The 19,284-nt window shown below is 52.3% G+C and carries 11 protein-coding genes; 3 read left to right on the top strand and 8 right to left on the bottom strand.

Annotated elements, in window-relative coordinates:
• Positions 1-38: 38 nt before the first annotated feature.
• From ACJJJA_RS13725 to ACJJJA_RS13700, 6 genes are all read right to left on the bottom strand, one after another.
• Positions 39-1,742: a BatD family protein gene (locus ACJJJA_RS13725; RefSeq protein ID WP_444904966.1), complete on the bottom strand. Its 1,704-nt coding sequence runs from the start codon at positions 1,740-1,742 to the stop codon at positions 39-41.
• Between the two features lie 64 nt (positions 1,743-1,806).
• Positions 1,807-3,696, bottom strand: a complete 1,890-nt coding sequence (locus ACJJJA_RS13720) for a VWA domain-containing protein (RefSeq protein WP_444904965.1) — start codon at positions 3,694-3,696, stop codon at positions 1,807-1,809.
• Positions 3,696-4,733: a vWA domain-containing protein gene (locus ACJJJA_RS13715; protein ID WP_444884588.1), complete on the bottom strand. Its 1,038-nt coding sequence runs from the start codon at positions 4,731-4,733 to the stop codon at positions 3,696-3,698. Before ACJJJA_RS13715 ends, ACJJJA_RS13720 begins: the two co-directional genes overlap by 1 nt.
• Complete coding sequence (locus ACJJJA_RS13710; RefSeq protein WP_444904964.1) at positions 4,726-5,277, bottom strand: DUF4381 domain-containing protein; 552 nt, start codon at positions 5,275-5,277, stop codon at positions 4,726-4,728. The genes ACJJJA_RS13715 and ACJJJA_RS13710 overlap by 8 nt, the downstream gene beginning before the upstream one ends.
• Positions 5,278-5,377: 100 nt before the next feature.
• Positions 5,378-6,349 (bottom strand): DUF58 domain-containing protein, encoded by a 972-nt coding sequence (locus ACJJJA_RS13705; RefSeq protein WP_444904963.1) that lies wholly within the window; start codon positions 6,347-6,349, stop codon positions 5,378-5,380.
• A complete protein-coding gene (locus ACJJJA_RS13700; RefSeq protein WP_444884591.1) occupies positions 6,349-7,320 on the bottom strand; it encodes an AAA family ATPase in 972 nt (323 codons plus the stop codon). The genes ACJJJA_RS13705 and ACJJJA_RS13700 overlap by 1 nt, the downstream gene beginning before the upstream one ends.
• A gap of 315 nt (positions 7,321-7,635) precedes the next feature.
• Here ACJJJA_RS13700 and ACJJJA_RS13695 point away from each other — a divergent pair, with 315 nt between their 5' ends.
• Complete coding sequence (locus ACJJJA_RS13695) at positions 7,636-12,552, top strand: NAD-glutamate dehydrogenase (RefSeq protein ID WP_444905246.1); 4,917 nt, start codon at positions 7,636-7,638, stop codon at positions 12,550-12,552.
• Between the two features lie 130 nt (positions 12,553-12,682).
• Positions 12,683-13,720 carry a quinone-dependent dihydroorotate dehydrogenase gene (locus tag ACJJJA_RS13690; protein WP_444900554.1) on the top strand — a complete coding sequence of 346 codons (1,038 nt, stop codon included), beginning with the start codon at positions 12,683-12,685 and terminating at the stop codon, positions 13,718-13,720.
• 138 nt (positions 13,721-13,858) lie between these two features.
• Here the strand turns inward: ACJJJA_RS13690 and rmf are convergent, their stop codons facing one another.
• A complete protein-coding gene (gene rmf, locus ACJJJA_RS13685; RefSeq protein WP_444884593.1) occupies positions 13,859-14,110 on the bottom strand; it encodes a ribosome modulation factor in 252 nt (83 codons plus the stop codon).
• 423 nt (positions 14,111-14,533) lie between these two features.
• Here rmf and rlmKL point away from each other — a divergent pair, with 423 nt between their 5' ends.
• Positions 14,534-16,732, top strand: a complete 2,199-nt coding sequence (gene rlmKL, locus ACJJJA_RS13680) for a bifunctional 23S rRNA (guanine(2069)-N(7))-methyltransferase RlmK/23S rRNA (guanine(2445)-N(2))-methyltransferase RlmL (RefSeq protein WP_444904962.1) — start codon at positions 14,534-14,536, stop codon at positions 16,730-16,732.
• Positions 16,733-16,933: 201 nt separating this feature from the next.
• On the opposite strand, the gene ACJJJA_RS13675 is transcribed toward rlmKL, so the two are convergent.
• A complete protein-coding gene (locus tag ACJJJA_RS13675; protein ID WP_444904961.1) occupies positions 16,934-19,270 on the bottom strand; it encodes an SUMF1/EgtB/PvdO family nonheme iron enzyme in 2,337 nt (778 codons plus the stop codon).
• Positions 19,271-19,284: the final 14 nt, after the last annotated feature.

Below are 19,284 nucleotides of genomic sequence, written 5' to 3'. Positions count from 1 at the left end.
GGATTAGGTGGCTGTCAGGTCAAGCCCACTACTAAAATTCAGGTGAAGAGTTTCGGTAACTCTTCAACCTCCGATGCCTTGTCCATACCACCCTCTCGACTCATCAACCTATCAACCAGAACTTTTATCTTCACTATATTTAGCGGTTTAACAGGTTCTTGATAGATGGCTGCGCTGAGCAGCGATTGGATCTCATGAAGCTCCTCAAAGCCTAACTGGTGCGAAACCTCACTTAAATTATTACCCTCAACTTGTGGCCAGCGTTGCTGAAGCCAGTCGAGTAGGGCCTGTTGTATGTGTCTAGGGTCTTCACTTTCAAGAGCCTTCTTTAGCTTGGCTTCGTGGTGCATTTTTCTTGCTGGCTTGGCGCTCGCTGTGGGCTGTTCCAGCCGTTGGGGACGATATCGATAAAGGTAAAAAATCCACAGAAGGTGGGAGGCAAGGGCGGCTATGGCCAGATTGCGCCAGAAATGATCTTGCTCCTCCAAAGTGGTGGTTCCAGGAACTAGTGTAGGGAGATTTCCTGGCTCTAGAGTTTGGGGTGTGGCTGTAGCAGTACCGCTGACTTCAAAGCGGAAGGCGGGGAGCTGGGTGGCGCGCTGTTTTTGGCTCTTGGTATCCCACCAGGTGAGCGTGACGGCAGGTAGCTGATAATTACCGGGCTGAGTGGCGACGATTGCGGTAGTTTCTATGCGGCTACCTGTTACTCCATTTGGGCCTATCTGATCTTCTTGTTGTGGTTGATCTGGGTAGGTTTTAAGGCCTTCAATATCCAACTTGGGGAGAGGTGGAAGCTGGGCTGCCCGCAGACCCTCTGCCCGTATGGTAAGAATACGGGTTATGGGCTCGCCGACAGTGAAGGTATCCGGATTTTGGCTCCAGCTTTGTACGATTCCGAGGCTTGCAGCGGGCAGCCAGTGGGTACCGCTATAGCTGTCAGGCTTGGGAAGGACCTCAATAGTTTTTGCCTGGGAGCGCAATCGTAATCTCTGGCTGTTGCGATTGAACAGTGAGAAAGGATCTCGGCGACCGGCAACCGCAACATAAGTCATTGCGGGGATAGAGAGCTGGCCAGAGCTATCGGGAAAAACGGCATAAGTGAGTTCATATACCGCATGGCTGACGCCTCCGAGCTTACGCTCATAACGCTGTTCATCGACTTTTTCTACATGGGCGCCGGCTACTTGTAAAGGTTCGGTGGCGATATCGTGCAAGCCGATTGTTGTGTATAGGCGAACCTTAACAAGTAGCTGTTCTTGTACGTAGACTTTATCTTTATCTAATTCGATCTCCAAAAAGGCTTTGCGATCGGCACCGTCGGGCGCACTACCGGCTTCGCTGACTTTTATGGGGATTGCATCAGAAACTTGTCCTTTATAGTGCAGAGAGGGAATAAACAGCTCTCCTTCCCGCTTTGGTGCCAGTGTGAGCGTCCATTCGACGAAGCTTTCCGCACGACCATTAATTACCCGATATTGGTTAGACTGCTGACGGGATAGAATATCGAAATCCTGCTCAAGTAATTCGAAATCGGGTTGGCCGCCATTCTCATCACCGGAGTAGCGCACGCGCAGATTCAGGGTCTCATCAATACCAATTTTATTGCGGTCCACGCTGGTATTGAGGTCGCTGCCCCAACTGCTTGCGGGCAGGCAAAAGAGAGCAAGAAAAAATAGCAGGCAATTAAGTCCTGTAAGGTTTAGTGGCCGAGTAATGTTATGTTTTCTAAAAAAGCTATCCATAAGCCTTCCTGGGGTTTGGTCACATCTAAAGCCGAAAATAATGTTGTGCATTGTGGGCATCTTTCTACCACCTCTGGGTAGCGCCGTTTTCAGGAGGCTCCCACTCGCCACTGCGATAGGCACGCCGTCTTTGCAGACTTTCGTATTTAAATTTTTCTCGCATTAAGCCGGCGGGGTCATCGGGAATTTGGCGTAGCCATTGGTCAAGAGCCTGCTGGGTTTCTGGGTCTAACTGTCGCTCTTCGGCGCCGGCGGGTTGGGGCTTTCCTTGCTGTTCTTTTTGCTCTTCTTCGCCCTGTTGGCCTTGCTGAGACTGCTGCTCCTGTTCATTTTTCTGTTGCTCAGCATTTTCAGGTTGCTGTTGATCTGATTGCTCCTGCTCTTGACCGGATTGCTGCTCGGAGGGCTGAGGTTCACCAGAGGAGGGCTGCTGTTGGCTCTCCTGTTGTTGATTCTGTTGTTTTTGCTGTTGTTTTTGCTGTTGGTTGCCGGCCTGCTGCTCCTGTTGTTGGTCCCGCTTATCTTGTTGTTCTTGTTGATCACCAGATTGCTGTTGGTTTTGTTGTTGCTGGCGCTCTTGAAGCTCCTTGAGTTTCTCGGCAATTTCCCGATTGTGTTGCGCATCGGAGAATTGCGGGGCTTGGGCCAGAGCCTGGTCATAGGCTTCAATGGCGCGCTCATAGTTGCCCTGTTGCACTAGGCTATTGCCCAGGTTGTATAGGCCTTGCGCATCATTTGACTGGGAAAAGTCCTGCTGAGCAGCGGCATAATCACCGGCGCGATAATTTGCCGTGCCGCGCCATTTTGGGTTGCGGAAAGTTTCGGCGGCTTCGGCAGACTCCCCTTTGTTGAGTAATTCCTGTCCCTGCTGATCTTTGCGTTGCCAGAGGTCTTTCCATTCAAAAGCCTGACCTTCACTCGGTAGGCCCAAGCATAGGGCGAGGGGCAGGGTGCAGGCGAGAGTGCCACGGCGAAACAGTAGGGCGGCAAAGGGCAGGAGGAGTAAAATCAACAAGGGGCCTTCATCGCGCCATTGGTCGAATTCTCGCTCGGTCAATTCGGCCTGCTCGGGGGTTTCGCTTTGCGGCAACAGGTGTTCTATGTCGGCGTCGTTGACGGTGATCTTGGCGTAACGGCCGCCGCTGCCTCTAGCCAGCTTACGCAGCTCCCGTGGGTCAAAATTGGCAATCACAATTGCGCCATTACTATCTGTGACGAAGCCGCCGCTATTGCCGCGGGGGATTGGGCTGCCCTCGCCACTGCCGACAGCGAGGATATTGAGTTCAACTCCAGCTTCGGCCAGGGATTTTGCGACGATACCCGCTGCTGCAGGCTCAATGCCGTCTGTGACTGCGAGCAGTTGCCCGCGTCCCGCAGAGCCATCCCTGAGTAGGCGAATGCCGGTCGATACAGCCATCTCAATATTGCTTCCCGGTACCGGCATGATGGCAGGCGATAATGCGGGGACCAGGTTGGCGATAGTGGCGGTATCTTCTGTCAGTGGTGTGACCACATGGGCTTCGCCGGCATAGGCTACCAGGGCGGTCAGGCCATCTTTGCGCTCACGAAGAATGTCCAGAATTTTCAATCTTGCACGGGTGAGACGGTTGGGGGCGAGATCTGTCGCCATCATAGAGGGAGACAGATCCAATAAAATCACCAGGGCATCTTGATTACTGTAAACCGGTGTCGGCAATTTTCTCCAGGTGGGCCCCGACATAGCGATAATCATGGCGGCGAGTAATGCAAAGATTAGCCCAAATAACCAGGGACGCTTGGCACCGCCGCGCATTAAAAGGTGCGGTAAAAGATCTGCATCAATCACCTTTTGTAGCTGGGCATTGTTTAGAACGATTTTGCCCAAGCCCCAGCAAATGAGTGCTGCGGGGATTAATAGCCATAGCCAGTAGGGGCGGAGAAAATGAAACGATTGGAGTAGCTCAGGTATGCTCATTATGCCTGGCCTCCGTTGGTAGTGGTTTGTTTATTGCCGTTGCCGGAATATCTGAAATTAGTGGTGAGAGGAGCCACTGCCCAAATAGAAGACAGGAGTAGGGCTACTCCAAGCGGCCATACAAATAGGGACTTCAGTGGGCGGTAGCTTTCTGCTTCCTGCTCCACAGGTTCCAGTTCATCCAATTCCGAATAGATTTCTGCCAGTTCCTGGGGGTTATGAGCGCGGAAATAGCGCCCCCCCGTTGTATCGGCAATCGCCTGCAGGGTTTTGCTGTCGAGATCCCTGGAGGGGTTAATTCTGCGGCTGCCATAGCGGCTGCCCAATAAGCCCGGTTGAACCATTTCTTCGGCACCCACACCGATGGTGTAAACCGTAATGCCCGCTTGCTGTGCAAGTTCGGCGGCTTTCAGTGGGGAGACTTCACCGGCAGTATTGGCGCCGTCGGTGAGCAGGATTAGCACGCGCTGCTCGGCTGGGCGCTGGGTTAGGCGCTTAACAGAGAGGCCTATAGCATCCCCTATAGCGGTACCCTGGCCGGCGAATCCGATTTGCGCCTCGCGCAATAGGGTCCCTACAGTTTCCCGATCGTAGGTTAGTGGTGCTTGAAGGTAGGCGCGGGTGCCGAATAGCACTAGGCCCAGTCGGTCGCCTTGGCGCCGCTCGACAAAGTCTCCCACTACCTGTTTGACCGCATTAATACGCATTGCCGGGCGCCCGCCAAGGAGCATATCGGGGGTCTCCATACTGCCGGATATGTCTACGGCAACCAATAGATCCCTTGCGCTGCTGGCTTGGGAGATCGGCTCCCCATACCAGCGAGGCCGCGCGGCAGCGCTGATCAGCAGTAACCAAATCAGTGTGAGTAATAATAAATTGAGATAGTTGCTTTGCTCCCCACCACTGCGTTGGGAAAGTTCAGAGTAAAAGGGTACTTTTAAGGCACTGCTCAATGGCTTTGAGCGGGGCATTAGCCACCGCGCGAGTAGTGGCAGTGGGGTGAGCAGGAAAACCCAGGGCCAGGCAAACTCAAACACCGGCATGTTCCTCACTAACTTGTTTTTCAGGTTCCTGCATCGACAGTTGATGCTGCAGGACCCACTGAATAGCGTATTGTTGAAGAGCCTCGTTGCTCTCTGGCTTGGAAGTGCCGCGATAAAGTTGCTCGAGCAATGCTGTCCGTGCCTCATCAGGGCACTTCAGAGAAGCGCTCTGTTCTAAAAAACTTAACCATGCACTACCGGTGAGGTTGCCACAGCGGGTTCTGCCATAAGTGGTGACAGCAACACGTTTAAGAATTTCGTTGATCTCCCCGGTGGCTTCAGGTCGGCTTATATCCACCGCATTCAATAAACTAACCGCTTCAACCTTGTAGCGGTTGCGCTCAGTTTGTTTGCGCCGATATCTGATCCATAGGGCAATTCCCAACAGAGATAACATGATTAATAGGGCTAGGAGCCACCAGCCGGGGGCAGGTGGCCACCAGCTTACTGGTGCTGGTTCCTGGATATCGTATAGTTGTGCCAGTAATTCCTGGGCCTCAGGCGAGGGGGGCTGTAGTTGTTGCTGCTTTCTCAGCATAGTTGCCCCTCCGTTGGAATGACTTTGTTGGTAGCGCTAATCGCTCCAATTACACAAAGCCTGCTTGGCGAAAATATAGAGTGTTGCCTATCGCTCACGGCTACTGCCTTTTATTTTTATGCCAACCGTTTTGCTGGCGTGAACCGTAAAAAGACATTAATTCCCCGACAATGGGTTTTGTATTGTCAAAATCCAACAGCGGAAGTCGGTGCCTCCGGCATAATTGTTCAACATCGGCGCGGGCCTGGGCCTGCTTCTCTGCAAAATGCTCACGCAGGGGGCGGTTGCCTGCGTACAAAAATGTGCGCTGGCGGCCATCAGAAATTGTCAGGGACTGATCGGGTAAATGCTGTTCCAGCGGATCGGTGATTCGCAGTACCTGTAAATCCGCATGTCTCGACAGCAAATATAATGATTGTGAGCAATCCTGATTGAGGTCATGGCAATCACTTATAAGAAAAAGTGCACTGCCGGGGCGAGCGATACGGCGGGCTTCCTCCAGCAGAGTCTGCATGGATTGGCTGCCATTCTCGGCGATAGGACTCTGTAATTTAGATGCTCTGTCCACTGCGCTGTGAATCATCGCTAATACGGCATGGTGGCTGCGTTTCGGGCGCACTGTATCGATGTCGTTATCCGAGAAGAGCAGGGCACCAATGCGATCGCTATGTTGCAGCCCAGCCCAGCCCAGCGCGGCGGCAATACCGCTCGCTGCTACAGATTTGAAAGCGCGATGGCTGCCAAAAAACATCGGTGCGCGCAAATCGAGCAGGATAACAATGGGTCTCTCCCGCTCCTCTTGATACAACTTGGTATGGGTAGTGCCGGTGCGGGCGGTAACACGCCAATCAATTGAGCGCACGTCATCGCCGGCCTGGTAATCTCGTACCTCTTCGAAATTCATACCTCGCCCACGGTAGCGGGTAAGAAGGCCACCAGCCTGGTCACTTCGAACCAGGCGCGGTTTAAAGAGTTGTAGCTGACGTGCGACATAACGCATTTGTACGAGTGAGTTGACTTCCGGATAGGCGCCGCGCAGGTCCAAATCTGAAGGAGGTGTTGCTGTGTGCATCAGATAGCCGGCACCTGTTGCAGCAGGCGCTGAATAACCTGGTCGGTAGTGATACCTGCGGCTTCGGCTTCAAAGCTGAGTAGCAAGCGATGACGTAAAATATCCGGGGCTACATCCATGACATCATCGGGCGTTACAAAATCGCGGCCATCTAACCATGCGCGTGCACGGGCGCAGCGGTCGAGCGCAATTGTTGCCCTTGGGCTTGCACCAAAATCTAGCCATGATGCCAGCTCGCTGTCATACTTCGCCGGCTCGCGCGTAGCAATGACAAGTTGGACAGTATAGGTTTCCACGGCTTCGACCATCTGCATTTCCAGAATCTGGTTGCGAGCCTGAAAAATGGTCTCCTGACTAATGATTTCGGTAGGGCGATTTTCGCCAAGGGTGGCCTCGGATCTGGCCAGGCGCAGGATTTTTGCTTCCGCCTCGGCATCGGGATAGGCAAGATTCACTTGCATGAGGAACCTATCCAGTTGAGCCTCGGGCAGAGGATAAGTCCCCTCTTGTTCAATGGGGTTTTGAGTGGCCATCACTAAAAATAATTGCGGCAGCGGATAGGTTTTTCGACCCACACTAATTTGTCGCTCAGCCATAGCCTCAAGCAGTGCCGACTGTACTTTGGCCGGCGCGCGGTTTATCTCATCCGCCAGGATCAAGTTGTGAAATACTGGTCCCGGTTGAAAATGGAACTCTCCGGTTTCCGGCCGGTATATGTCGGTACCGGTAATATCAGCCGGCAGTAAGTCTGGCGTGAATTGAACTCGATGGAAGTCACCCTCAATAGCTTCGCCCAGTGTTTTAATCGCCTTGGTTTTGGCCAGGCCTGGCGCCCCCTCGACAAGCAGGTGTCCATCGGCAAGCAGAGCGATAAGAATGCGATTAACCAGCGTTTCCTGGCCTATGATCTGCTCTTTAAGCCAGTCGCCCAGTGCGATGATGTGATCTCTGTTATTCCGGTTTGCTTCCATAGCGTCTCTTCTTCTACAAATGTACCCGCCCTATTCATTCGGGTGGCTATCTACCATCTTTTATATATAGTCGCCGCCAAAGCGGTGGGGCCTGTTGATTTTAACGGCACCAGAGGAAGAGGCAACCACCGCGCCCAAGCCCACTTTTTAGGCGACATTTTTTCGGTGGCACCAGTGCCACTTACAAGGTTACGTGAAAGTTTAATTTTTAGGACTCGTCCCTGCAGCACTTCAGGGATGAGATGACGATCTTTTCGGATCTACAGTCATTGGATTCGATGTGACAAAAATGAGATTGGGAGGTTCCCCGTGAATATGGCGACGGTGATTACCGAAAGCCGTGAAGAATTGGTAGCACAGATCTGTGAGCTGATTCGCGACAAGTTGGCATCTGATGCAGAACCCGTAGTGGCTTTTGCGCAGCAGTTCCTGCACCAGTACCCGCTGGAAGACCTGCAGGGCCGACGCCTGGTAGATATCTACGGTTGTATCTACACCTGGTGGAACTTTATCCAACAACGTTCTGACGGCCTGCCGAAGGTACGGATCTTCAATCCACGCCTGGAAGACGATGGCTGGGAATGCTCGCACACTGTAATTGGGCTGTTGGTGCGAGATATGCCTTTCCTGGTGGACTCGGTGCGCATGGAGGTCAACCAGAGAAACACGGTTATTCATTCCATTAAGAGTACGGTGTTAAAACTAGAGCGCAGTGCCGGTGGCAAATTAAAGCACCTACTGCCTCCGCGGGATGAAATTCCAAATCTATCTTTCGACCATGTTACGGCCAAGGATCATAAGCCTGCCAAGGGATCGAAGCTGGTCAGTGAGGCCCTCATTTATATTGAGGTCAATCATGACACTTCCGCCAAGTTTGCCTCGGAACTCAGTGCGGCGCTGAAAGATGTCCTAGGCGATGTAGAGCTGGTAGTGGATGATTATGCGCCGATGCTCGAGACCTGTGGGGGTATGGAAGGGCAGCTGAAAGCCGGGGTCTCGGAGGACGATACCAATCTTCTCGAGGCCTGTGCGTTTCTGCAGTGGATGCGCGATGGCAACTTTACCTTCCTTGGCTACCGGGAATACGAGTTCAGTCAGGTTGATGACAAGAAAATTCTCAGTGAGGTGGAAGATCGCCGCCTGGGTATTTTCAAAAAACTGGAAGAGTCTGCAGCACCAATGCTCGAAGCCGCCTTTAGCGAGGGTAAGCAGCGCTTTTACCAGGGCCCCAACTATCTGACTTTTGCCAAATCCTCGGTGAAATCCCGTGTGCATCGCAGCGCCTACTCAGATTATGTGATGATCAAACGCTACAACGCCGAGGGTGAGGTAATTGGAGAGTCGGCATTTATGGGGCTATACACCTCGCCAGTGTACACAGAGAGTCCTGCCAAAATCCCAATTATCCGACGTAAGATGGCTTCCATTATCGAGTCCAGTGGCCTTTCCGGTTATGGCCACGATGGCAAGGCGTTGCGCCGTATTTTGGATACCTTCCCCCGCGATGAATTGTTCCAAAGTAGTAGTCAGGACCTGTTTAAAGTAGTGATGGGTGTGCTCAGTTTGAATGAGCGCGCTCATGTTCGCCTGTTTATGCGTAGAGACCTTTTTGGAAAATTTGTTACGGCCACCGTGTATGTGCCGAGAGATCAATTCAACAGTAACGTACGTGAGTTGATCTGCTCCCATATTTCCAAGGCAATTAAAGCCAAAGAATCGGACTTTACGACTTATTTTTCTGAATCCATTCTCGCGCGTGTGCATTTTGTATTCCGCATCTCGCCCGATGAACCTGTCGATATAGATGTAGCGCTGTTGGAGGCGCAGATTGTGGATATTACCCGTTCCTGGGAAGACGTTTTTCAAAGATCCTTAGTTGAAAGCAGTGGAGAGGAAGAGGGTAATCGACTTTTCCGTATCTTTGGTCGTGCCTTTCCCGCTGGTTACCGTGAGGATTTTGAGCCGCGTATCGCTGTACAGGATGTGGCAGCAATCCAGAATCTCAACGAAAACAACCGGGTGGCCATGAGTTTCTACCAGCCGGTAGGTGCGGCCCAGGGCAGTTTGCGCTTTAAGGTATTTAACTGGGGTAGCGGCTTAACCCTCTCCGATGTGATCCCGGTATTGGAAAATCTCGGTCTTAGGGTTATGGGCGAGTTCCCATATACCATTCGCCCTTGTGGCAGTAGTGATGTATGGATGCATGAGTTCCACCTGGAGTTTGGCCTTCCAACAAAAGTTGATGCCCAAGCATCGCGCGGGCTGTTCCAGGATGCGTTCGCTGCTATTTGGAATCACACTGCGGAAAGTGATGCTTTTAACCGCCTGGTGCTGGCGGCTCGCCTGAATTGGCGAGAGGTTTCTATGTTGCGTGCCTACGCCCGCTATTTGAAACAGACAAAATCCAGTGCAAGCCAGAGCTTTATTGCTGCGACTTTGGCCAATCAGGTTGAAATTACCCGTAACCTGGTGGCTTTGTTCCGCGCATTGTTTGACCCGCGTCTTAGCAGTGGCAAGCAGGAACAAACACGAGTTGAGCGTTTAATCGCTAAGATCCATGACGGTTTGGATGCTGTTGAAAATCTCAACGAAGACTTGGTGCTGCGCCGTTATCTCGAATTGATCCTGGCTACTTTACGGACCAACTTCTTCCAGGCGGGTGCTGACGGTCAGCCTAAAGACTACATCTCTATTAAATTCAGCCCGCGGGATATTCCCGGTATTCCCGAACCTCGCCCGGAATTTGAAATCTTCGTTTACTCCCCCAGAGTGGAAGGTGTTCACCTGCGCGGTAGTAAGGTAGCCCGTGGCGGCTTGCGTTGGTCCGATCGTTTAGAAGATTTCCGCACCGAGGTGTTGGGGTTGGTGAAGGCCCAGGCTGTAAAAAATGCCGTGATTGTCCCCAGTGGAGCCAAGGGCGGTTTCGTTGTGCGGCGTCCTCCGGTAGATGGCAGTCGTGAAGCCATGCTGGAAGAGGGTATTTCCTGTTACAAAACCTTTATTCGCGGTTTACTAGATATCACCGACAACCTGAAAAATGGTGAGATAGTAGCGCCTAAGCAAGTGGTGCGCAGGGATGAGGATGACCCCTATCTGGTAGTGGCTGCAGATAAAGGAACCGCGACTTTTTCCGATATCGCCAATGGTATTGCTGAGGACTACGGTTTTTGGCTGGGGGATGCCTTTGCCTCAGGTGGTAGTCAGGGTTACGACCACAAGAAGATGGGAATCACCGCGCGCGGTGCCTGGGTATCTGTACAGAGGCACTTCCGCGAGATGGGGGTGGATGTTCAGAAAGAGGACTTCTCTGTCATCGGTATTGGCGACATGGGTGGGGATGTCTTTGGCAACGGTATGCTTCTATCTGAGCATATTCAGTTGAAGGCCGCCTTTAACCACATGCATATTTTTATCGACCCAAGCCCTGATGCAGCGGCTAGCTTTGAAGAACGCAAGCGCCTGTTTGAGCTGCCTCGCTCCAGCTGGAGGGATTACGATCGCACTCTCATTTCCAAAGGGGGCGGTGTTTTTGAGCGCCGGGTGAAGGCAATTAGCATCACACCTGAAATGAAAGAAGCCTTCGATATCAAAGAAGACCGACTCACGCCAAACGAATTAATCAGCGCACTGCTGCGTGCGCCGGTTGATTTAATCTGGAATGGTGGCATTGGTACTTATGTAAAAGCCGGGACTGAATCCGACAGTGAGGTGGGTGACAAATCCAACGACCATCTGCGGGTTAATGGTGCTGAGTTGCGTGCCAAAGTTTTTGGTGAGGGTGGCAACCTTGGTATGACCCAACAAGGACGTATCGAATTTGCCCTCAATGGCGGCCGCTGTAACACCGACTTTATCGATAACGCGGCAGGAGTGGACTGTTCCGACCATGAGGTGAATATCAAGATTCTCCTCGATAAAGTGGTTGCCAACGGTGACTTGACCGAGAAGCAGCGCAATGAGCTGCTGCATGGTATGACAGACTCCGTGAGTGATCTGGTGCTGCACAATAACTATGATCAAACTCGTGCATTGAGTGTGGCGGAATACCAGGTTTCCAAACGCCTTGACGAATACCGCCGCACTATTAATACCCTGGAAGATGACGGTCGACTGAATCGGGCTCTGGAGTTTATCCCCGATAACGAGCAGATTTCCGATCGGGTACATAAGGGGCAGACCCTGACCCGGCCGGAACTTTCCGTTTTGATTTCTTATGTGAAGGTGAAGTTAAAAGAGGAGCTTCAAGAGGCGGAAATCACGGATAACCCACGAGTGCGTGAAGCCGCGGAATCCGCTTTTCCTTCGGCATTGGTGGAGCGTTATAAGGGCCAGGTTTACGAGCACCCCCTACTGCGCCAGATCGTTTCCACCCAGGTGGCCAACGAAATGGTGAACAGCATGGGAATCACCTTCTACAACCGCATCAGCACGGCAACAGGCGCAGATGTCAATGATGTCGCTGCGGCTTATATCAGTGCCCGCGATGTTTATAAGATGGTGGAATTCCAGCAGCAACTGGCTGAATTGGACTACAAAGTACCGGCCGAGCTGCAGACCGAGTTGCTCAACTCCATGATCGGTCGGGTCCGCCGTGCCACCCGCTGGTTCCTGCGCAATCGTCGCAGTGATCTGGAGCCGGGGCAAAACTGCGCACTGTTCCAGTCTCAGGTGCAGAGGGTGATCAAGGCCCTGCCGAAAGTCCTGAGTGGTGGTCCGCTGGGTGAGTGGGAACAGCGCTATCAAAAATTATTAGAGGCGGGGCTGCCAGAGGAGATTGCCCTGCTATCAGCATCCCCGACCTACCTTTATTCGGCACTGGGCATTTCCGAATCTGCTTATGCCAGTGACCGCCCTGTAGAAGAGGTGGCCAAAGTCTATTTCAGCCTCTCTGACGAGTTGAATCTACACTGGTTTGGCAATTTGATTGTCGATCTACCGGTGGACAGCTTCTGGCAAGCCCAGGCACGCGAAACGAGTATGGATGACTTAGACAGTCAGCTCGCCACCCTGGCAGTGAATATCCTGCGCCTTGCCACCGTGGAGAAATTGGACGTAGATAGTGCAATGTTGCGCTGGGGCGCTATTATGGCGCCGGCTATTCAGCGTTGGCACAACATGATTGCCGAGCTGAAGGCAGCTGCCGTCGGTGATTTTGCGATGTTTACAGTAGCGCTGCGCGAGTTGATGTACCTTGCCCACGCAACTGCAGACCGCGAAACCCTGGCTGAGTAGGCCGAAGTGAGTTCGGGAAGTAGCGCTAGGGAGTTAGTTCTCCTCGGCGCTATTTCACGGGTGGCAATGAAATTCTATCCCCGTTCGTTGACTCCTGGCGGACGGGTTCAGTCCCCACGTAAGGAAAGGTATGTATTCAACTCTGCGTAAAGCTCTGTTTGCGCTCGATCCCGAGCGGGCCCACCACCTCTCTCTGGATGCAATTGGTGCCGTTGAGCGCCTTGGCCTGATGTCTTTTTTCAAACAGGCAGTCGCTCACGACCCGGTAGAGCTGATGGGGTTGACCCTACCTAACCCTGTTGGTCTGGCTGCAGGACTGGATAAGAATGCCCAGGCTTTTAACGGTTTGGGTGCTTTGGGTTTCGGTTTTGTGGAAGTTGGCACCGTGACCCCACGCCCACAGCCGGGCAACCCGTTGCCACGACTGTTCCGTGTGGAAGAGGCCGGTGCCATTATCAACCGTATGGGGTTTAACAACCTGGGAGTTGACTACTTAATCGACAGAGTGAAGCACCGCCGTTACAGGGGTGTTTTGGGAATCAATGTTGGTAAAAACTTCGACACTCCGGTAGAAAAGGCGGCGGATGATTACCGGCTCTGTATGGAAAAGGTTTATCCCTATGCGGATTACATCACCGCCAATGTTTCTTCGCCGAACACCAAGGGGCTGCGGGACCTGCAGTTTGGTGAGAGCCTCAACAGGCTACTGGGAAGTATCAAGGAGAAGCAGGCGGAACTGGCTCAAAAGAGCGATCGCTACGTGCCCGTTGCGGTAAAAATCGCGCCAGATATCGAAGGGGATGCCATAGAGCAGATCGCCGAGGCTCTGTGCGAATACGGTATTGATGGCGTAATTGCCACTAATACCACCATTGATAAGTCATCTGTGGCTAATCTGCCCCATGGTAATGAGCAGGGTGGGCTGAGCGGTAAGCCTCTGCAGCACCGCTCCACTGAGGTTATTGCGCAGCTGTCCAAGGCTCTGGACAAGCAGATCCCTATTATTGGTGTTGGGGGTATCTTCGACGGTGACAGTGCAGCAGAAAAAATTCGCGCAGGGGCAACTGCCGTACAGGTTTATACCGGGTTTATATACCGGGGACCGCAGCTTGTCCGCGAAGCGGTGGAGTCTATAGCTATGGAGCGTCGTCGCTCAGCTGGTGAATAGGCGAGTAACGCCTGGTCCTATTAACCTAGATTGAGATGTCGAATTCATCTTTATCGTTGAACGGGTTCAGAGGGATGCAGGTGTAGCCTGGTGGTGGTCTTGTAAAAGGTGCAGGTGAACCTGCACCTTTCCCGCAGGCTAAATAGTACTCCAGCCGTCTGGATATTGGATATCGGTGGAAATGGCGCCATAGATTTCCAGTTTTTGCGCCTTGGTAGTCCTATCAAAGCCATTCCAGTAATCTTCCCGCCCTTCACGCCAGCCGTTAACCCATTCCTGGTGTGGGTCATTTTCGACAAAGGGACAGCTATCAATAGACTTATTGTTCAGGGCTGCCAAATACCCTTTGTAGAAAGCCCTGTCGGCGTGATTGCGTTTTTGGCGTTTCATCTATACGGCACCTCTGCTTGTAGATTTACGAACTGCGGCGCAGTCCGTTGGATGCTTATTACGGTTTTGTTGCATCGACAATTAAAGCTTAGCGAAACTTTTACGCGGGCAGTTGTGTGACTCCTATCGCTTCCCACATAGCAAGAATATGGTGGAGACAGCAAAAACGGAAAACGGCTGGGCGTCGCTCTTAAGATATCTACAGAGAGGTATTTAAAAGTGGGGGTGACTGTGTAGACACTAGCAAGATATCCCGACTACATAGGCTCCGCCGCTACAAAGTGGGATAATCGCGCCAGAAAATCTGGCCTGTTGAGGGGAATACTGACCTCCGGGTATGTCTACCAGGCTCTTGAAAATCTAATTTGCGCCAAGGGGCGCCATATTTATCCCCCTGATGCTAGGGGTTATCGAGTAAAAGTTTTGATCGACTCACGTATAGAAGAATTTAAGTTTACTGCGACATGTCCGAAAGGATTGGAAAGCTTACTTGCTGTAGAGCTTGGGTCTCTGGGGGCTAAGGTCCTTCGGGAGCAGCCTGCGGCCATACATTTTGCAGGCTCCTTGAAGCTTGCTTATCGTTGCTGTCTGTGGAGTCGCCTGGCAAACCGGATTTTGCTGCAACTCGATCAGGTTCGCATCGGTGATGCTGAAGACCTCTACCGGGCGGTGGCTGCACAGCCTTGGGAGGAGCATATTGGCCCTTCGGGCAAACTGTGGTTGCAGTTTTCGGGGACAAATCGGGAAATCCGTAATAGTCAGTTCGGAGCCCAAAAAACAAAAGATGCCATCGTTGATCGCTTGCGTGATAAAACCGGGGCGAGACCGAGTATCGATAAGCACAATCCGGACCTGACTGTGGCTTTGCGACTGCAGCGGGACAGGCTGGATATTGCCATAGATCTCAGTGGGGATAGCTTGCATAAAAGGGGCTACCGAACACATATCGGTGCTGCCCCCCTCAAGGAAAACCTGGCTGCAGCCCTGTTATTGCGCGCTCGTTGGCCGCAGATTGCGGCTGAGGGTGGGGCTCTGCTGGATCCAATGTGTGGTTCGGGCACTATTTTGATTGAAGCGGCCATGATGGCTGCTGATATTGCTCCGGGTCTCTTCCGTGAGAGTTTTGGTTTTGAGCGCTGGCTCAACCACCAGAGCGATATTTGGAATGAGCTTCGTGAAGAGGCTCTACAGTGTCGCGTTGCCGGTTTGGAGAAGCCTTTGCCGGAAATTCGCGGTTATGATGCCGATGCTAGGGTGCTATTTGCTGCCGAAGCCAATATTGATAGGGCGGGATTGGAGCGCCAGGTGCGGGTAAGTTGCCGGCCGGTCGCCGCATTCAAGGTTCCGAGTCATCGAGAGATCAATACTGGTTTGGTATTGACCAACCCCCCCTATGGTGAACGCCTTGGGGAGCAGGAGGCTCTGCGAGAAACCTACGCGGAGTTGGGTAAGCAGTTAAAGGCGGAGTTTCCCGGTTGGCAGGTGGGAATTTTTACCGGCAACCCTGAGTTGGGGTATTCCACCGGGCTACGCTCTCACAAGCACTACCAGTTATATAACGGCTCAATCCCCAGTCAGTTGTTGTTGTTTCAGGTGCGCGAACAGGGGGGGCAGGCCGAGAGCGCACCCAAGGAACGCAAGCTTTCCCCGGAAGCTGAAATGGTGGCCAATCGGCTCCGCAAGAATTTACGCACAACAGGCAAGTGGGCATCCAGAAACGGCATTGACTGTTATAGGCTCTACGATGCTGACTTACCGGAGTACGCCGCTGCAGTAGATTTATATCGCACCTTAGAGGGGGAGCTCTACGCTCACCTCCAGGAGTACCGCCCGCCGGCCAGTATTGATGAGGGTAAGGCGCGCAATCGGTTAAGGGATCTGTTGAGAGCCGTGCAATCCGTATTGGAGCTGCCTAGAGGGAAAATTAGTATCAAGGAGCGTCGCCGCCACAGCCATAAAGGTGGCCAGAAGGGCGCTGGCCAGTATCAAAAACAGGTTGACGAAAGGGCTAGCTTGCAAGTGCAGGAGTACGGCGCTGAGCTGGAAGTGGATTTATGGCGCTACTTGGATACAGGGCTGTTCCTAGACCATCGCCCGGTGAGAAAGCACCTGCGCGAGATATCCTCTGGGAAGAAATTTCTCAACCTGTTTTGCTATACCGCAACAGCCACTGTACAAGCTGCTTTGGGTGGCAGCGTACAAAGTACCAGTGTGGATATGTCCAAAACCTATCAATCCTGGGCTGCGCGAAACTTCCGTGCAAATGGTATGGATCCTTATAAGCACCAGCTGGTGGAAGCTGATTGCCTGCAGTGGTTGGCATCGGCCCAACAAAATCGCAAAGGCCATTACGACCTGATCTTCCTCGATCCCCCGAGCTTTTCCAATTCGGCCAAAATGCGCGGAGTGCTGGATATTCAGCGCGACCACGCCAAGCTGATTAGCCAATGCATGGCATTATTGGCTCCGGGGGGCATTCTGATTTTTTCCAATAATTTGCGCAGTTTTAAAATGGATGTGGCGACTACAGATGCCTTTGCTGTGCAGCCTTTACAGTTGTTGGATAAGGATTTTCAACGCAACCCTAAAATCCACAACGTTTGGGAAGTTCGGGCTAAGTAGTGGGAGTTGGCTGCTAGCCTAGGGTCTGAATGATGCAGTGAGTTAATGCGGCACAGGGAAGTGTTGCCGCTGCTGGCAGTCATTGGGTTAGATTATAAAGAATTTCTGTATCACTATTTGGTTGGTGTAAATCAAAAGCCACAGCTACAGGCTCAATGAAAAACAGGGTTATTTTTTGCTTCGAAAGTAGCCTGGGGTCGGTCAATAAAGCTCCATAACAATCCGCATTCCTACATCCTTTGCACGACTATTTTCATTGAGGCCCTTGCGATAATCTGCCCCAATTCTGCTAGATGGGTCCCGCATTGAGCCACCGCGAACACTGCGTAACTGACAGTTTTTGATTTTCAGTGGTGCAGATGTGTTGTGGTTTTTATCATAACCGGGTTGGTAACAGTCTTGCACCCACTCTGCCGCATTGCCGGCCGTATCGTATAGTCCAAAAGGGTTGGCTTGGTAATTCGCTACCGGTCCGGTTTTCGTGATAAAGAGACTGTTAAATTCACTGTCACATCCGCGCCTGCAATTGGCTTTTCCCCTTGCATCGCTGCTTTTCCACCAGAAAGGTTGGTCAGTGCCCGCGCGGGCTGCATATTCCCACTCGGCCTCGCTGGGTAAACGATATTTTTGCCCCGTTTGCTTTGAAAGCCACTCAACATATTTTTGAGCATCCCACCAGGTAATATTGGTGACCGGTCGCCTCCCTCGGCCCCAGCCTGAGTCACTGGGCTGATTGGTCCCTGTGGCGAGAGCAAAGCGGTCATAATCCTGAAAAGTGATTTCTTGAGTTGAAATGGCAAACGGTTTGGGAATTTTTATTTGGTGCTCAGGGCGGCTATTACTGCGTTTATTGCTGCCCATCATAAATTCTCCCGAACCTACTACGATCATCTGAGGGCCCTGACCGCCGGAGGAGAGCTTGGAGCGTATTTTCTTTCCGGCAAAATAGGCTTTTTGTAGCTTTACCGAAAGCTTGTGGTTCTGATCCTCAATAATGATCCAATTACGATAGCGGTCATAGCCGGGTTTGCTGACCTCTACATCGTATCGCCCGGGCTCTAGTCGAATGCCCGGTGCATAGCGCGGGCTTATATTCATAATACGCACGCGGGCATCTTCGGGCTCAGTTTTGACCGTAAATGCAAACTTTGGTACTGAGTTTGGCTCCTCCTGTGAAAGCACAACCGAGTTTTGGGTGTGTAGATTGCCCGATAGTGAATTTTCCGGGGATTGGTTGTTTATGGAATGACCTTGAGAGATCTCCTGCCCTTGTGTCTGTACCAGATCTTTAACTGGAGGCTTCTCTACATCTCTGACTTGTACTTCTTCAGAGCGATCGGCGCTGGGCATAGTATCGGAGGTATGGCGTCTTGCGCTGTCGGATAAAGTGATCTGGCTAAGCCAAGTTTCCTTACCACTGAAAGTGCTATGAACGCTCCAGCCAAAGAGTAGCGTAATGGCGGTGATGGCGGTTAGTGCCCATGGGCGCCTGTGCTTTGTTGGTTCACTGACCAGCTGTCGTAAACGCACCAGGGTATCCTGATCTTTACGTACGGAGTCCACTTGCTGAGGGTTTTCCAGTCTCACCTGCCAGCCTTTAATAAAGCGATCCCGGAGGCTGCTCAACAGAGTGAGAAAAAGTGCACGGGCCAAACTGGAAACACCGACAGAGGCGTTGTTTAACTGGCTGATTTGCTGGCTGGGCTTGCCGGCTAGGGTTGCAACTAACTGATCGGTTGCATCTGCGACATCCAAGCCCCTTTGAAATCGTTTGGCCGGCTCTTTGGCCAGGGCGCGATCAATGATCGGCTGGTATAGCGCGTGCCGAGCAGGTAACTTGGGGATGGGGTCGGTCAGGTGCTTGATGGCAATAGCCACCGCTTCCTCTGCTTGGTAGGGGACAGCACCAGTGAGCATTTCATAAAAGACAACACCTAGGCTGTAGAGATCGGCCCGGCCGTCAATAGCATTACCTCTGGCCTGCTCGGGGCTCATATAGTGTGGTGTGCCTACCACCATGCCGCTATTGGTCATTCTTGTGGTATGTGCAACAGCGCGCGCCACGCCAAAATCACTCAATACGGCAGAGCCATCCTCCCGAAACAGTATATTTTCTGGTTTTAGGTCCCTGTGCACATACCCCTTGCTGTGGGAGTGGTCCAAGGCCATGGCGATTTGGCGTACAACATTGAGGGCTTCCAGTGGCTCCAATGGCCCTTTGGCGAGTCTTTCAGAAACAGAGCCCCCAGCCATATAGTCCATGGCGATATAGTTAAGGCTGCGATAGCGTCCAATATCATGGATGCCAACGATATTTGGATGGGAGAGCTGTCCGACAATGTTGGCTTCCCGTTGAAATCGCTCACTGAAAATTGGGTCGGCATTGAGAACCGGCGACATAACCTTGAGGGCCACTTGTCGACCGACACTGCGCTGAATGGCTAGGTATACCGTGGACATGCCACCCTGGTTAATTTTGCGGAGAATGCGATAGCCGGGGATTTGTAGCGACGAATTGCCACTCTTTACGAGCTCCATGGTGTGTTATGGCC

It is taken from the genome of Microbulbifer mixtoriginis (SeqCode), assembly GCF_052466865.1.
This window is presented reverse-complemented; position numbering and strand designations above follow the sequence as displayed.

Excerpts from the sequence above, each read along its gene's own strand:
- ACJJJA_RS13710 (WP_444904964.1), bottom strand. The coding sequence starts at position 5,277 with ATGCTGAGAAAGCAGCAACAACTACAGCCCCCCTCGCCTGAGGCCCAG.
- ACJJJA_RS13695 (WP_444905246.1), top strand. The coding sequence starts at position 7,636 with ATGGCGACGGTGATTACCGAAAGCCGTGAAGAATTGGTAGCACAGATC.
- ACJJJA_RS13675 (WP_444904961.1), bottom strand. The coding sequence starts at position 19,270 with ATGGAGCTCGTAAAGAGTGGCAATTCGTCGCTACAAATCCCCGGCTAT.
- ACJJJA_RS13700 (WP_444884591.1), bottom strand. The coding sequence starts at position 7,320 with ATGGAAGCAAACCGGAATAACAGAGATCACATCATCGCACTGGGCGAC.
- ACJJJA_RS13690 (WP_444900554.1), top strand. The coding sequence starts at position 12,683 with ATGTATTCAACTCTGCGTAAAGCTCTGTTTGCGCTCGATCCCGAGCGG.
- ACJJJA_RS13720 (WP_444904965.1), bottom strand. The coding sequence starts at position 3,696 with ATGAGCATACCTGAGCTACTCCAATCGTTTCATTTTCTCCGCCCCTAC.
- ACJJJA_RS13725 (WP_444904966.1), bottom strand. The coding sequence starts at position 1,742 with ATGGATAGCTTTTTTAGAAAACATAACATTACTCGGCCACTAAACCTT.
- ACJJJA_RS13705 (WP_444904963.1), bottom strand. The coding sequence starts at position 6,349 with ATGCACACAGCAACACCTCCTTCAGATTTGGACCTGCGCGGCGCCTAT.
- rmf (WP_444884593.1), bottom strand. The coding sequence starts at position 14,110 with ATGAAACGCCAAAAACGCAATCACGCCGACAGGGCTTTCTACAAAGGG.